At 67.8% G+C, this 12,154-nt stretch carries 18 protein-coding genes; 11 read left to right on the top strand and 7 right to left on the bottom strand.

Annotated elements, in window-relative coordinates:
* Window positions 1-40 precede the first annotated feature (40 nt).
* The 5 genes from G3I17_RS35895 (at window position 41) to G3I17_RS35915 (ending at window position 4,640) form a co-directional block, all read left to right on the top strand.
* Window positions 41-637, top strand: a complete 597-nt coding sequence (locus G3I17_RS35895; RefSeq protein ID WP_164603172.1) for a DsbA family protein — start codon at window positions 41-43, stop codon at window positions 635-637.
* 94 nt (window positions 638-731) lie between these two features.
* Entirely contained in the window at window positions 732-1,856 is a 1,125-nt protein-coding gene (locus G3I17_RS35900) for a hypothetical protein (protein ID WP_164603173.1), read from the top strand.
* Window positions 1,857-1,876: 20 nt separating this feature from the next.
* The gene (locus G3I17_RS35905; protein WP_164603175.1) at window positions 1,877-2,350 is read left to right on the top strand and encodes a ribose-5-phosphate isomerase; all 474 of its coding nucleotides are present in this window, start codon (window positions 1,877-1,879) and stop codon (window positions 2,348-2,350) included.
* Window positions 2,351-2,521: 171 nt separating this feature from the next.
* Window positions 2,522-3,361: an Fpg/Nei family DNA glycosylase gene (locus tag G3I17_RS35910; RefSeq protein WP_164603177.1), complete on the top strand. Its 840-nt coding sequence runs from the start codon at window positions 2,522-2,524 to the stop codon at window positions 3,359-3,361.
* Between the two features lie 91 nt (window positions 3,362-3,452).
* Window positions 3,453-4,640, top strand: coding sequence for a PP2C family protein-serine/threonine phosphatase (locus G3I17_RS35915; RefSeq protein WP_164603179.1), 1,188 nt, complete (start codon window positions 3,453-3,455; stop codon window positions 4,638-4,640).
* Window positions 4,641-4,779: 139 nt separating this feature from the next.
* On the opposite strand, the gene G3I17_RS35920 is transcribed toward G3I17_RS35915, so the two are convergent.
* Complete coding sequence (locus tag G3I17_RS35920) at window positions 4,780-4,986, bottom strand: hypothetical protein (RefSeq protein ID WP_164603181.1); 207 nt, start codon at window positions 4,984-4,986, stop codon at window positions 4,780-4,782.
* Window positions 4,987-5,020: 34 nt separating this feature from the next.
* Between G3I17_RS35920 and G3I17_RS35925 the strand changes: the two genes are divergently transcribed.
* Entirely contained in the window at window positions 5,021-5,308 is a 288-nt protein-coding gene (locus tag G3I17_RS35925) for a hypothetical protein (RefSeq protein ID WP_164603183.1), read from the top strand.
* A gap of 78 nt (window positions 5,309-5,386) precedes the next feature.
* Window positions 5,387-5,839 carry a hypothetical protein gene (locus G3I17_RS35930; RefSeq protein WP_203591231.1) on the top strand — a complete coding sequence of 151 codons (453 nt, stop codon included), beginning with the start codon at window positions 5,387-5,389 and terminating at the stop codon, window positions 5,837-5,839.
* Window positions 5,840-5,869: 30 nt separating this feature from the next.
* Here G3I17_RS35930 and G3I17_RS35935 read toward each other — a convergent pair whose 3' ends face one another.
* The 3 genes from G3I17_RS35935 to G3I17_RS35945 are packed head-to-tail and all read right to left on the bottom strand — an operon-like array spanning window position 5,870 to window position 6,866.
* A complete protein-coding gene (locus G3I17_RS35935; RefSeq protein WP_164603185.1) occupies window positions 5,870-6,049 on the bottom strand; it encodes a hypothetical protein in 180 nt (59 codons plus the stop codon).
* 17 nt (window positions 6,050-6,066) lie between these two features.
* Window positions 6,067-6,420, bottom strand: a complete 354-nt coding sequence (locus G3I17_RS35940; protein WP_164603187.1) for a nitrilase-related carbon-nitrogen hydrolase — start codon at window positions 6,418-6,420, stop codon at window positions 6,067-6,069.
* A complete protein-coding gene (locus G3I17_RS35945) occupies window positions 6,420-6,866 on the bottom strand; it encodes a MarR family transcriptional regulator (protein ID WP_164603189.1) in 447 nt (148 codons plus the stop codon). Before G3I17_RS35945 ends, G3I17_RS35940 begins: the two co-directional genes overlap by 1 nt.
* 79 nt (window positions 6,867-6,945) lie before the next feature.
* On the opposite strand from G3I17_RS35945, the gene G3I17_RS40185 reads away from it, so the two are divergent.
* Window positions 6,946-7,122 (top strand): hypothetical protein, encoded by a 177-nt coding sequence (locus tag G3I17_RS40185; protein ID WP_203591232.1) that lies wholly within the window; start codon window positions 6,946-6,948, stop codon window positions 7,120-7,122.
* Between the two features lie 37 nt (window positions 7,123-7,159).
* On the top strand, window positions 7,160-7,606 hold the full coding sequence (locus tag G3I17_RS35950) for a nitroreductase family deazaflavin-dependent oxidoreductase (RefSeq protein WP_164603191.1): 447 nt from the start codon (window positions 7,160-7,162) through the stop codon (window positions 7,604-7,606).
* Here G3I17_RS35950 and G3I17_RS35955 read toward each other — a convergent pair.
* Window positions 7,596-8,123, bottom strand: coding sequence for a DUF6609 family protein (locus tag G3I17_RS35955; RefSeq protein ID WP_164603193.1), 528 nt, complete (start codon window positions 8,121-8,123; stop codon window positions 7,596-7,598). The genes G3I17_RS35950 and G3I17_RS35955 overlap by 11 nt on opposite strands.
* A gap of 115 nt (window positions 8,124-8,238) precedes the next feature.
* On the opposite strand from G3I17_RS35955, the gene G3I17_RS35960 reads away from it, so the two are divergent.
* Window positions 8,239-8,967, top strand: a complete 729-nt coding sequence (locus G3I17_RS35960) for a CDP-alcohol phosphatidyltransferase family protein (protein WP_164603195.1) — start codon at window positions 8,239-8,241, stop codon at window positions 8,965-8,967.
* Window position 8,968: 1 nt separating this feature from the next.
* Window positions 8,969-9,832, top strand: a complete 864-nt coding sequence (locus G3I17_RS35965; protein ID WP_164603197.1) for a hypothetical protein — start codon at window positions 8,969-8,971, stop codon at window positions 9,830-9,832.
* A gap of 99 nt (window positions 9,833-9,931) precedes the next feature.
* On the opposite strand, the gene G3I17_RS35970 is transcribed toward G3I17_RS35965, so the two are convergent.
* Together G3I17_RS35970 and G3I17_RS35975 are read right to left on the bottom strand one after the other, a co-directional pair.
* The gene (locus tag G3I17_RS35970) at window positions 9,932-11,110 is read right to left on the bottom strand and encodes an AAA family ATPase (RefSeq protein WP_164603199.1); all 1,179 of its coding nucleotides are present in this window, start codon (window positions 11,108-11,110) and stop codon (window positions 9,932-9,934) included.
* Window positions 11,111-11,207: 97 nt separating this feature from the next.
* Window positions 11,208-12,143, bottom strand: a complete 936-nt coding sequence (locus G3I17_RS35975) for a LysR family transcriptional regulator (RefSeq protein ID WP_203591233.1) — start codon at window positions 12,141-12,143, stop codon at window positions 11,208-11,210.
* Window positions 12,144-12,154: the final 11 nt, after the last annotated feature.

Genomic DNA, 12,154 nt, shown 5'->3' on the forward strand with positions numbered 1-12,154 from the left:
CGCCCCGGTCAGGCTGGTTTCAGTTTGTACGATCGAAAACATGACCCCCACCGCTGATTTCTGGTTCGACCCGGCCTGCCCCTGGGCCTGGATGACGTCTCGCTGGATGCTCGAGGTCGAGCAGGTCCGGGACGTACAGACCGCCTGGCACGTGATGAGCCTCGCGATCCTGAACGAGGACCGTGAAGAGCACAACGCCAACTGGCACCGCAAACTCGGCATCGTCCGGATCCTGATCGCCGCCGAGCAGGCGCACGGCAGCGAGGTCCTGCTGCCGCTCTACACCGCACTCGGTCATCGAATCCACGTCGAGGGTCGCGGCATCAACGGCGACGGCCTGCTCGAGGAGTCGCTGGCAGAAGCCGGCCTGCCGGCCTCGCTGCTGGAGGCCGCCGACACCGACCGGTACGACGACGCGCTGCGCAAGTCGCACCTGGCCGGGATGGAACTGGTCGGCATGGAGGTCGGTACGCCGGTCATCGCCGTCGAGGGCACCGCCTTCTTCGGGCCGGTCGTCACCCCGGCGCCCAAGGGTGAGGCGGCCGGCAAGCTGTGGGACGGCGTCCGGCTGGTCGCCGCGACCGACGGCTTCTTCGAGCTGAAGCGGACCAGGGACCGGAGTCCCAGCTTCGATTGATGGTTCGAACTCGCTGGCAAGGCTTGATCTTGGCGATCGGTCCGCGCGAAGGTTACTCACCAAGTTAATCGCTCGACGGTGAGTAGGTTGCCAAATGAAGCTTCTGCGCAGTGGTCTGTCCGTGATGCTCGCCGGTTCAAGCGTGATCTGGCTGACGGCGTCGGTGAGTCCTTCGTGGGCGGCGACGTCGTCGGCAACTACGGCCGAGGCGGTCGTCGTCCCGCCCGGGGTGACGGCGGGCATCGCGGTGTTCGACCGGCAGACCGGGCAGTTCACCGACGTGCTCAACCCGGACCTGCAGTTCCGGTCGGCGTCGGTGGTGAAGCTGCTGCTGGTGCTCGACTTCCTTTGGAACCGCGGGCCGGCGTACGACATCCCGGCGGCCGACCGGGCCCGGCTGGAGGTCATGCTGCGCAGCAGTGACGACGATGCGGCGAGCTACTACTGGGACTCCCTCGGTGGCACGGCGATCATCAACCGGATGGTGGCGCGGCTCGGCCTGACCCACACGGCCGGCCCGCCGGCCACCCACCCTGGCTTCTGGGGCTACGCGGCCTTCACTGCTGCCGACACCGTCCGGATCTACCGCTACCTGCTGGACCAGGCTCCGGCACCCGTACGGACCTTCGTGATGAGCAACCTGCACCAGCCGACGCGCTACGGCACCGACGGCTTCGACCAGTACTTCGGGATCGCGTCGGTGTTCGACCCGGCGTTTGCGATCAAGCAGGGCTGGTCGGGCTTCCCGAACTCCACTGGGTTCGGCAAGGACAAGGACAAGCCCAAGGAAGCCGGCGTGGACCTCACCAGCGAGGCTCTGCACACCACCGGGACCGTGGGGTCGGGGGATCGGACCATCGTCGCGGTCTACACGCTGCACCCCGACGGGACGGGGTACGGGAAGGCCTACAACGACGTGACCCGGCTGACCCGGACGCTGAACGTGCCAGGCGCGGTGAAGACGCCAGGGAACTGGCTGACGACCACCGGGTCCGGAGTACGGGTCCGGACCGCGCCGAACACCTCCGGCGGCGTCCTGGGCACGCTGCCGTCAGGGGTCGACGTACTGGTGAGCTGCCAGAAGAAGGGGCAGCTGATCGACGCTCCGCCGCGCAGTAGCGAATGGTGGGCCTATCTCCCGAAGTACAACGGCTACGTCACCAACGTGTACGTCGGCATGAGCGGCCCGAAGCTCCCCGGGGTCCCAGACTGTCCGTAGGACCTGTAAGACTTCTGGTCATGCGAGTGCACATCGGCTCTGACCATGCCGGCTTCGACCTGAAGAACCACCTGGTCCAGCACCTCACGGGTGCCGGGCACGACGTCGTCGACCACGGCCCGGCCGTGTTCGACGCGATCGACGACTATCCGCCGTTCTGCCTGCGGGCGGCCGAGGGCACCGTCGGCGACGAGGGCAGCCTCGGCATCGTGATCGGCGGCTCGGGTAACGGCGAGCAGATCGCCGCGAACAAGGTTAAGGGCGTCCGGGCCGCGCTGGCCTGGAGTACCGAGACCGCCGAGCTCGGCCGGCTGCACAACAACGCGAACGTCGTCAGCGTCGGCGCCCGGATGCACTCCGAGGCGGAGGCGACGGCGTTCGTGGAGATCTTCCTGGCGACCGCGTACTCCGGCGAGGAGCGGCACACCCGGCGGATCGAGATGCTGTCCGCCTACGAGGAGACCGGCGTACTGCCGCCGCTGCCGTCGGCCTGAGCTTCCGGTTCCTGTTGCTTCTGCGCCGTCCGCTTCCGCGCTGGCCGGTCGGGGGTGTGGGGCCTGGAGACATCCCGGGCCCGCATCGAACGGCCGGTGCCGACCACGGCCGGAGTGGGCGCACCGCTACGGCCCTTACCTGTACCTGACGTCAGACCCATAAGAGGAATCATGCCCGAAGGCCACACCCTGCATCGGCTCGCGAACGACGTCTGGGACGACTTCGGTGGCCGGGTCGTCCGCGCGTCGAGTCCGCAGGGGCGATTCGTCGAGGGCGCCGGGCTGCTCGACGGGCACGTCCTGCGCGGGACCGAGGCGCACGGCAAGCACTTCCTCGCCGACTTCGAGGGCGCCGGCTGGCTGCACATCCACCTCGGGCTGATCGGCAAGGTCGACTTCGGCCGGATCGAGGCCGGCGACGCCGCGCCGCAACCCGTCGGTCAGGTCCGGCTCCGGCTGCAGAACGCATCGGCGTACGCCGATCTGCGTGGCGCGACCGTGTGCGAGGTACTGACCGACGGCGAGCGCGAGGCGCTGATCAAGCGACTCGGCCCCGACCCGCTGCGCGACGACGCCGACCCCGAGCTGGCGTGGAAGCGGATCCACCGCAGCAAGCTGCCGATCGGGCAGCTGCTGATGGACCAGGAAGTGCTCAGTGGAGTCGGCAACGTGTACCGCGCGGAGGTGCTGTTCCGCGCCAGGCTGCACCCGAAGACGCCGGGCCACCTGGTCAAGAAGAAGGAATGGCAGGGGATGTGGACCGACCTGGTCGCGCTGATGAAGTACGGCGTCGAGACCGGCCGGATCGATACCGTCGCCGACGACCACACTCCCGAGGCGATGGGCCGCGACGCACGCCAGGACGACCACGGCGGTGAGGTCTACGTGTACCGCCGGCAGGGCCAGCACTGTCACGTCTGCGACTCGGTGATCCGGACCGAGCTCCTGGCCGGGCGCAACCTTTTCTGGTGCCCGAAGTGCCAGCGGACCGGGCTGACCCGGCGTGGCTGAGCGATCAGCCGGTCTCGATCGTGAATCTCCTGCAATCAAGTTGTGACAATTTGATGCGCGGACCGAGTAGTGCCGTTATCTTTCTCTCACCATGAGTAGCGGCGGTGGCGGCAACGCTGTTGTGCGACGAGTCGGCAATCGAGCCGAGTCGTTGCTTCGACGCGCGCGCAGGTCACACCAGCTGGCCTTCGTCGGTCTGCTGGCGTTGACGGTCACGGTCAGTTCCGCCGCACTGGCGATGCCGTCCTTCATACCCACTACCGTCCTGGTCATACCTCTTCTGCTCGGTGGATTGCTGCTGCGCTTCCGGCCGCTGGTCCTGCTGACGCTGTTCGCGATGGTCACCGGCTCGTACGTCGTGTCCGAACGCGCGTCCGGGCTGCCGAAGACCGGGTTCGTGCTCGTTCTCGGGGTGGTCGCCTGGATCGTCCTGACCGGCGCGAAGGTGCGCAGCCGGCTCGGCGTCCAGGGCAGTCGTGGCGAGACGATGCTGATGGAGCTGCGCGACACGCTGACGGCTCAGGGTGAGCTGCCCGTACTGCCGCCGGGCTGGCGGGCCGAGCAGGCGATCCGGTCGGCCGGTGGCGCATCGTTCTCCGGTGACTTCGTGGTGTCGACGACGCGCCCGGACGAGGTGCTCGAGATCGCGCTCGTCGACGTGTCCGGCAAGGGAATCGACGCCGGGACGCGGGCGCTGCTGCTGTCGGGTGCGTTCGGCGGGTTGCTCGGGGTGGTACCGGTCGAGGAGTTCCTGCCGGCGGCGAATCACTACCTGCGTCGGCAGGACTGGAGCGATGACTTCGCCACCGTTGTGCACGTCGCCGTGGACATGCATACGGGCGAGTTCGAAGTACGGACCGCTGGGCATCCGCCGGCGATCCAGTTCGACGCGTGGTCGGGGCGGTGGCAGACGCGGGACGCCGACGGGCCGCTGCTCGGGCTGGTCGAGACGCCGGACTTCGTGGTGAATCGCGGTCAGCTGAAGATGGGGGACGCGCTGTTCCTCTACAGCGACGGCATGGTCGAGACACCACGGCGCGACATCGAGCGTGGGACGGATCGGCTCACCGGGCATGCCGAGCGGCTGGTCGCGACGGGCTTCAGAGGTGCCGCGCTCGAGCTGGTCGACGAGATCGGCGGACCGGGGGACGACTCGGCGATCGTGGTCATCCACCGGAAGACGAACCCGTCGGAGTCTCCGGACTGCGCCGTCGCGCGCCCAGGGTTCACCACGAAGATGCAACGCCGTAAGGCCGCAATGCTTCGCTACGCCCGCTGACGGCGCGCATACTGCTGGAGAGAGGGAATCTTCGCTCTTCGCTCGAACGGGGCAGTGCCGTGATCGCTAACTCGGCCAGGATGTTGCCGCTACTGCTGATCGCCTTCCCTGCCGCGCTCATGCTCGGTCTGCAGCCGGCCTACGCCGAGGAGCTGCCGCCGACGATTCCGGTCAGCGACACGCCTACGCCGACCCCGTCACCCACCCCGACGGAAACCTCACCCGGTACGCCGACGTCGACCCCGCCCACCACGCCGCCCACCAGTCCACCCACCACTCCATCGCCGACCCCTAGCGTCACCCCGTCGGCGTCCCCGACCGCGAGGCGGCCCAACCGGCCGGGCATGACTCCAGCTCCGTTTTTTCGGCGGACTCCCTCGATGTCGCCCTCCCGAACTCCGCAGACGGCGTCGACCACTACTCGGCACGCCCAACCGGCTGAGGATCCGCCGAGTACGGAAGTACAGGACACGACCTACCCGGCCAGCCCTCCGAACCTGCCGCCGCCGGCCGCGGGCGGCGTACAGGTCGAAGGCGTCACCCTGAGCCGGAACTCCACGCCGGCGTTGTCCCTCGGCATGGTCGGCGGCATCTTCCTGGCGGCCGGCGGCCTCCTGCTGGCAGGCGCCGCCCTCCTCTTCCGCCGCCGAGGCAAGCACAGCATCTGAACCGACCCGCGCGGATCGGCAGAGCTGACCGGTGGGATCTGCCGGGCTGACCGGTGGGATGGCGTAGCGTGCACGGTCGTGACGATCGATGGGGTGGACAGCGGCGCCGACCGGAACGCGCCGGACGTGTCGTTCGACGAACTGCTGGCGATGACACCGGACTCGATGCGCGACGTGTTCCCGCAAACCCACTGGCAACTCGGCAAACTCTGGGCCCTGGACCTCCGGGTCGAGCCGGTAGAGGTGGCCGACCTCCTCTGGATGTTCGACCTCCCGCTCTGGCAACTCAACGGCGAACGCTTCAAGGTCACCCCGAACCAGGTAGCCGCCACCCCGATGAACTTCCGCCCCCACTACGAACGCGTAATGGACGCCGACCTCGACTTCCCCATCCACCTGGTCGCCTACCGAGGCCGCCTAGTAGTCCTAGACGGAGTCCACAGACTCCTGAAGGCCCACTTCCACCGCCGCCGCTGGATAGCAGCCAAAATAGCCACCGCAGCCCAACTCCAGGAATGCACACCCAGCTAAACCACCGCTGCCCACCGCGCCGCGGAGCGATCAGCTCGTAGCGGAGTCGAGCAGCCCAGCTTCCGCCATGAACTCCCTGGCGTGCCGATGATGTTCGTCGGGGATCGGGCCATGCTCGGCCTCGTACTCCGCGACGAGCTCACGAGCGGCCGCGCGACCCTCTGTGTGCGCAGCAGCAGCCGCCTCGTCTGCCTGTGTCTCCTCGCCCATGGCGACAACGGTAGCGGTCAGACCTCGACCACGATTCGACCCTTGGTCTGGAGTGGGATCTGAGCGGCTACCTTCCCGGCGGCGTGGTGGACCAGGACCGCGGTGTTGTAGATCCGGTCGTGATCGCGCTCGATCAGCCCGAAGACCAGCGCTGGTTCGACCGTCGCCAGGCGGGCGAGCACCTTCTCGAAGGCCTCCGACTGCAGATCGATGGCGTGCTCACCGGCGACCGCGGGGTCCGTCAGGTAGCCCTGGAGATAGCACTCAGGGAACAAGGCGACGTCGACGTCAGAGCTTGCGGACTCCAATTGCTGGAGAGCCGCATCGAGGTCGAGCCGGTACTCCGGAACCTGGTGGGCCGCGATGCGCATCAGGTGTTTGCGGCGGCTATCACTTGGGTGAGGGATTTGTGGAGGGCTTCTAGTTCCTGCAGGGGCATGCCTAGGCGGGTGATGATTGCCGGGGGGATTTTGAGCGCCTCGGTGCGAAGGGCCTGGCCGGAGTCCGTGAGAGTTACTGCGAGAGAGCGTTCGTCGCGGGGGTCTCGGGCTCGGGTGAGGTAGCCGGCGGACTCCAGGCGTTTCAGGAGGGGGGAGAGGGTGCCGGGGTCCAGTTGGAGCAGTGAGCTGAGTTGCTTTACCGACAGGGGGGATTCCTCCCACAGGGCGAGCATCACCAGGTACTGCGGGTGGGTCAGGCCCATCGGCTCCAGCAGTGGGCGGTACAGCGCGATCACGCTGCGGGATGCGACCGCGAGCGCGAAGCAGACCTGACGGTCCAGGGCTAGCAGGTCCACCTCATCGGACGTACCGGGCATATCTCTCCTTCGGTCAGCGTTGACTATAGTATCAATTGGTGTACAAACTATTGCCACACCAAGTAATTGGAGAGATTTGATGAGCAAGAAGACCGACGGACTGAGCCTGCCGTACAAGATCCGCTGGCGCCTGACCTGGCTGCTGCTGCACATCGCCGGCCCCGCGACCCTGCCCGACCACCTCGACCCCCGCCGCCGGATGGAGCGCGAACGCGCCGCCCGGGTCGCTCGCTTCCAGGCGGCCCACCACGCGTAAGGAGCGCGATCCTGCCCGATCGGGCAGGATGGGTGACATGTCATCCTCCGAATCCGAATATGCCCCCAGCCCGACCGATTGGGTCCGGACCGCCGTCGAGAAGATCGAGGCCGCCGGCGACACCAAAGCAGGCCAGTTCAACAACGGCCAGCCGGTCGTCCTGCTGACCATGCGAGGCGCCAAGTCCGGCAAGATCCGCAAGGTGCCGCTGATGCGCGTCGAGCACGAAGGCGTGTATGCCGCGGTCGCCTCGCTCGGTGGCGCCCCGAAGCACCCCGTCTGGTACTACAACCTGCAGGCCGACCCCAAGATTCAGTTGCAGGACGGCGAGCAGACCGGTGAGTACGTCGCCCGCGAGATCGAGGGCGAGGAGTACAAGCTGTGGTGGGAGCGCTCGGTCGAAGCCTTCCCGAACTACGCGGAGTACCAGACGAAGACCACCCGGATCATCCCGCTCTTCCTGCTGGAGCCGGCTAGTAACTGAGCCACACCATCGTGGAGCCGGCGGCGACCTTCAAAACGCCGTCGGTCACCCACAGCACGCGATACGGGAGCTCCGGTACCAGCAGCCCGAGCCCTGCGTTGATGATGCACAGCAGACCGAGCAGTCCGCAGATCGGGCCGTGCGAGAACGCCAGGATGAGGAAGTGCACGCCGACCACGAGCAGGATCCATAACCAGAACTGTCGTGACTCCCGGTCGGGGACCTTGGCCACCACCAGGTTGACCAGCCCGACCTCGGCGACCACCCCGATGCCGAACGCGACGTACTGGTAGATCGCCGGGTAGCCGAGGGCGCTGAAGATCGTCTTGGTGATGCCGCCGATCATCATCACCAGCACGGCCAGCGCGGCGCCGGTGATCAGGCTCGGCAGCAACCAGCGACGACCGCCTGCTCCGCCTATGACCAGGCCGAGTCCGACCAGCACGAGCAGCGCGCCGCCGCCCCGCATCAACGGGAAGGTACGGGCCATGCCGCCGAAGTCGGTCAAGACGTCCACGGCGGAATGGTATGCCGTCACCAGCGGCGCACCCGCCTTGTGAGACGCTGACGGCGGTAGTCCGGCGCGTGGCACCGGCCGAGTTCTGGGAGTTCTCCTGACCACACATGACGCGGTGCGGGAACCGTTCGTCGGGTCGACGCGGTTGCGTCTGGCCGGACTTGCACTGCATGCCTATACCGCGAGCGGAACGGTGCTCGCGCTCCTGATCGTGATCGCCGCGATCGACGGGGACGCCGTCCGCGCGCTCTGGCTCGGCCTGGCCGCGCTCTGGATCGACGGTACCGACGGGATGATCGCGCGCCGGCTCCGGGTGAAGGAGACGATCCCGTGGTTCGACGGCGCGATGCTCGACAACATCGTCGACTACCTGACGTATGCCTTCGCCCCGATCGTGTTGCTGTGGACCGGCGGCTACCTGCCCCACGGCTTCATCGGTGCCGCGCTGGCCGCGTTGCCGCTGCTTGCCTCCAGCTACCAGTTCTGCCGCACCGACGCGAAGACCGACGACCACTTCTTCCTGGGCTTCCCGAGCTACTGGAACGTGGTCGCCTTCTACGTCGTCGTGCTCGACCTCAGCCAGACCGCGACCGGCATCATCCTGCTGACCTGCTCGATCCTGGTCTTCGTCCCGATCAAGTACGTCTACCCCTCGCGGACCAAGGTGTTCCGGTCGATGAACCTGATCACCACGCTGATCTGGCTCGCCGCGTACGCCGTCCTGCTGACCCAGATGCCGAACCCGAGCCCGATCGTGGTCGGCATCTCGCTGGCCTATCTCGTGTACTACGCGGGGCTCAGTCTCTACCTGACGTTCTGGGCACCCCGGCGTAAGGCCGCCTGACTTGCTACTCGGACTGGGCGCGGCCCTCGGCGCCGCAGTGGTCTTCGGGATCGCGTCGATCCTGCAGGCGGTCGGTTCCCGCAAGGTGCCGACCGGCTCGGAGCTCGACCCGCGCCGCCTCGGCGGGTTCGTCGCCGCACTCCTGAAGCAGCCCGCGTTCCTCGGCGCGCTCGTGCTCCAGCTGGCCGGCTTCGGGCTGCACTTCGTCGCCCTGCGACTGGTTCCCCTGTACCTCGCACAGGCAGGTATCGCGGTCAGTCTCGTGGTCACCGCCTTGCTGGCGACCCGTCTGATGGCGGACAAGCTGTCCGCGATCGAGTGGTCGGCAGTCGTCGCCGTCTGCGCCGGACTCGGGCTGCTCGCGGTCTCGTCCGGCGACGCGGGGGAGGCCGCCACTCATCACGGCCTGACGATCGGCGTGATCGTCGGGCTGATCGCCATCGCGGTGCTCGGTGGTCTGGCGAGCCGTTCGCAGCACGCGAGCGCGACCGCGGTACTCGGAGTGCTCGCGGGATTCGGGTACGCCGGGGTCGCGATCTCGGCGCGAATGCTCGACGACAGCTCGATCAGCGCCCTGTTCTCCAGCCCCACGACGTACACGCTGCCCGTCTCGGCCGCGCTCGCGTTCCTGCTCTACTCGCTCGCCCTGCAACGCGGGTCGGTGACGCTGGCCACCACTCCGATGATCGCGCTGCAGACGATCACGCCGGCCGCAGTCGGCGTACTGGTGCTCGACGACAAGATCCGCGACGGCTGGTGGGCCGGTGCGGCCGCCGGGTTCGTGGTGACCGCGATCGGCGCACTCATCCTGGTCCGCTTCGAAAGCGTCAAGGACGAGGCCGAGCCGGCCGTCAACGCCAGCTGATCGCGCCGAGCTCCAGGATCTCGAGTACCTGGCCATGCGGATCACACTCGGCGACTCCACCAACCCGTGAGGCGGCGTGCGGTGGACGGCAGCTTGCTGTCAGCGGCTCGGCCACTTCCACGGCGGCTCGTCCAGCGGGCCCTGGCCCTCGATAGTCGTCTGACCGAACTCCTTCACGAGCTCGATCGTCCGCAGATCCAGCCTGGTCTCCTCCGACCCGGCCTGCAGCGCGGCGAGGAACGGGCGCGAGTGGGTCACCACGATGACCTGGGTGTTCCTGGCTGCGGTGACGACGAGATTTGCCAGCGCGGGGAGCAGCTCAGGATGCAGGCTCGTCTCGGGCTCGTTGAGGACGAGCAGCGCCGGCGGTCGCGGCGTCAGTAGCGCGGCCACCCAGAGCAGGTACCTGAGCGTGCCGTCGGACAATTCCGCCCCGGACAACGGCCGGAGCAGTCCGTGCTGGCGGAAGGCGATTTCGAAGCGGCCGCCGTTGTTCTGGATGTTCAAGACGCTGCCCGGAAAGGCCTGCTCGATCGCGGCGTCGAGCGCACCGGGCGCACCGATCTCCCGGACCGTTTGAAGCGCAGCCGCGACATCGGCGCCCTCAGGCCCGAGCACCGTCGTACGGGTTCCTATCTGCACCTGCCGTGCCGGTGCATCGGCGTCGGTCCGCAGGTGGTCGTAGAACCGCCACGATCGCATCCGCTCTCGCAGGCTCAAGAGCTCCGGCGCGCGATCGGGATCGGCGTACTCGCTGAGCATGCTGTCGAAGGACTGCAACTGGTGACCGCTGTCTCGCCACTTGCCGTCGTCGTCGCGGATCCGGACGCCACCGTTCCTGCGCTCGGCCAGCAAGGCGGCCGGCCGCAGGAACGGCCCGGCCCACAACGCCTCCCGCTTGATCTCCGGATCGAGCGCGAAGGCCGACGAACTGGGCACCGGCAGCCCGAGATCCATCGCATATCCGTAGTCCTCGGACGCGAACCCCATCCGCAGCCCGACCGCCTTCGTCCTGACGGTTCCCTGGGTCGGTTGCTCGCCTCGCCGCACCGCCTTGGAGATGTTCTCCGGACCCGCCCACAACGTCGACTGCAGCCCACCCTCGCGAGCCAATGCGGCCACCGCCCCGTTCCGCGAAGCATCAGCCAGCAGCCGCAAGGCTCGGTAGAGGCTCGACTTCCCGGTCCCGTTGGCCCCGGTCACCACGTTCACCCGCCCCAACGGCACCACCAGCCGCAACAGCGAGCGGTAGTTCTCAATTGCCAACGAGGTCAACATGCCAGTCAACGTAGCCGCCGCCTCGGACAGGTACCGAGCGACAGGAAGTAGTGCCGATTTTGGCCGGCCCGGAGTGGTTAGCCAGGCGGGGGCAGTGCTAGGTCAGCTGACTACTGCCTGCCGCTCGGTACAGATGGCCAAGGACTGCCTGCAGAAGTGGAGAGCCCTGGGCGCCCTCTTGGACTGCCGCGAAGAGGTGCCGTTGGGGTTGTTGGGTGGCTACTGGGCGGACGCTGAGATTGGGTGGGAGGTTTTGCTGGGCCAGGCGGGGGAGGAGGGCCACGCCGTGGTTGTGGGCAACCAGTTGGGTCACGGCCAGCCAGTCGTCGACCTGGTGGCGGATGTCGGGGGTGAAGCCGGCCGCGGCGCAGGAGGTGGCCGTGATCGAGGCACAGCAGCCGCCGGGGGAGCCGGTGATCCAGGGATCCTCGGCGAGGTCCCGCAGATCGATCGTGGCGTCTGCAGCGTGCGGGTGATCCGCCGGTACTGCGGCGTCCAGCACGTCGGCGCCCAGCTCGAGACGGTGGTAGCGCGGGTCGCCGACGGTCGGTGAGCCGTCGAAGGCCACCGCGATGGCGACATCCAGGCGGCCGGCGTCCACTGCGTCGAAGAGCTGGGGCGGCTCGCTTTGGCGGACGGACACGAGCAGGTCGGGATGGTCGACGGCCAGGCCGCTCAAGACCGCGGGCAACAGGCCGGCGAGGGCTGTGGAGAAGGCGCCGATCCGTACCTTGCCGCGGAGCGTCTCGTCGAAGGTCTGCAGGTCGTGGCGGGCGTGCTCGAGCTGGGCGAAGACGGCGTCGGCGTGCGCCAGCAGCGCCTCGCCGCGGGGAGTCAGCGCGATCCGGCGGCCGTCCTTGCGAGTGACCGGGAAACCGAGATCGTGCGACAACCCGGCGAGTTGCTGGGATACGGCGGAGGGAGTCAGGTGCAATGCCCCGGCCGTCGCCGTGACCGTGCCACGCTCGCGGAACTCACGCAGTACGCGGAGTCTGCGCAGGTCATCCATGAAGTCGTGGCTTAACGGTTGCATGTCCAAAGAGT

Origin of the sequence: Streptomyces sp. SID13031, assembly GCF_010548305.1 — a bacterium.
Classification (GTDB): domain Bacteria; phylum Actinomycetota; class Actinomycetes; order Propionibacteriales; family Kribbellaceae; genus Kribbella.

What these genes read in the sequence shown, in the direction of transcription:
- G3I17_RS35895 (WP_164603172.1), top strand. Translation starts at nt 41, where the DNA reads ATGACCCCCACCGCTGATTTCTGGTTCGACCCGGCCTGCCCCTGGGCC.
- G3I17_RS35900 (WP_164603173.1), top strand. Translation starts at nt 732, where the DNA reads ATGAAGCTTCTGCGCAGTGGTCTGTCCGTGATGCTCGCCGGTTCAAGC.
- G3I17_RS35905 (WP_164603175.1), top strand. Translation starts at nt 1,877, where the DNA reads ATGCGAGTGCACATCGGCTCTGACCATGCCGGCTTCGACCTGAAGAAC.
- G3I17_RS35910 (WP_164603177.1), top strand. Translation starts at nt 2,522, where the DNA reads ATGCCCGAAGGCCACACCCTGCATCGGCTCGCGAACGACGTCTGGGAC.
- G3I17_RS35915 (WP_164603179.1), top strand. Translation starts at nt 3,453, where the DNA reads ATGAGTAGCGGCGGTGGCGGCAACGCTGTTGTGCGACGAGTCGGCAAT.
- G3I17_RS35920 (WP_164603181.1), bottom strand. Translation starts at nt 4,986, where the DNA reads ATGCCCGGCCGGTTGGGCCGCCTCGCGGTCGGGGACGCCGACGGGGTG.
- G3I17_RS35925 (WP_164603183.1), top strand. Translation starts at nt 5,021, where the DNA reads ATGTCGCCCTCCCGAACTCCGCAGACGGCGTCGACCACTACTCGGCAC.
- G3I17_RS35935 (WP_164603185.1), bottom strand. Translation starts at nt 6,049, where the DNA reads ATGGGCGAGGAGACACAGGCAGACGAGGCGGCTGCTGCTGCGCACACA.
- G3I17_RS35940 (WP_164603187.1), bottom strand. Translation starts at nt 6,420, where the DNA reads ATGCGCATCGCGGCCCACCAGGTTCCGGAGTACCGGCTCGACCTCGAT.
- G3I17_RS35945 (WP_164603189.1), bottom strand. Translation starts at nt 6,866, where the DNA reads ATGCCCGGTACGTCCGATGAGGTGGACCTGCTAGCCCTGGACCGTCAG.
- G3I17_RS40185 (WP_203591232.1), top strand. Translation starts at nt 6,946, where the DNA reads ATGAGCAAGAAGACCGACGGACTGAGCCTGCCGTACAAGATCCGCTGG.
- G3I17_RS35950 (WP_164603191.1), top strand. Translation starts at nt 7,160, where the DNA reads ATGTCATCCTCCGAATCCGAATATGCCCCCAGCCCGACCGATTGGGTC.
- G3I17_RS35970 (WP_164603199.1), bottom strand. Translation starts at nt 11,110, where the DNA reads ATGTTGACCTCGTTGGCAATTGAGAACTACCGCTCGCTGTTGCGGCTG.
- G3I17_RS35975 (WP_203591233.1), bottom strand. Translation starts at nt 12,143, where the DNA reads ATGCAACCGTTAAGCCACGACTTCATGGATGACCTGCGCAGACTCCGC.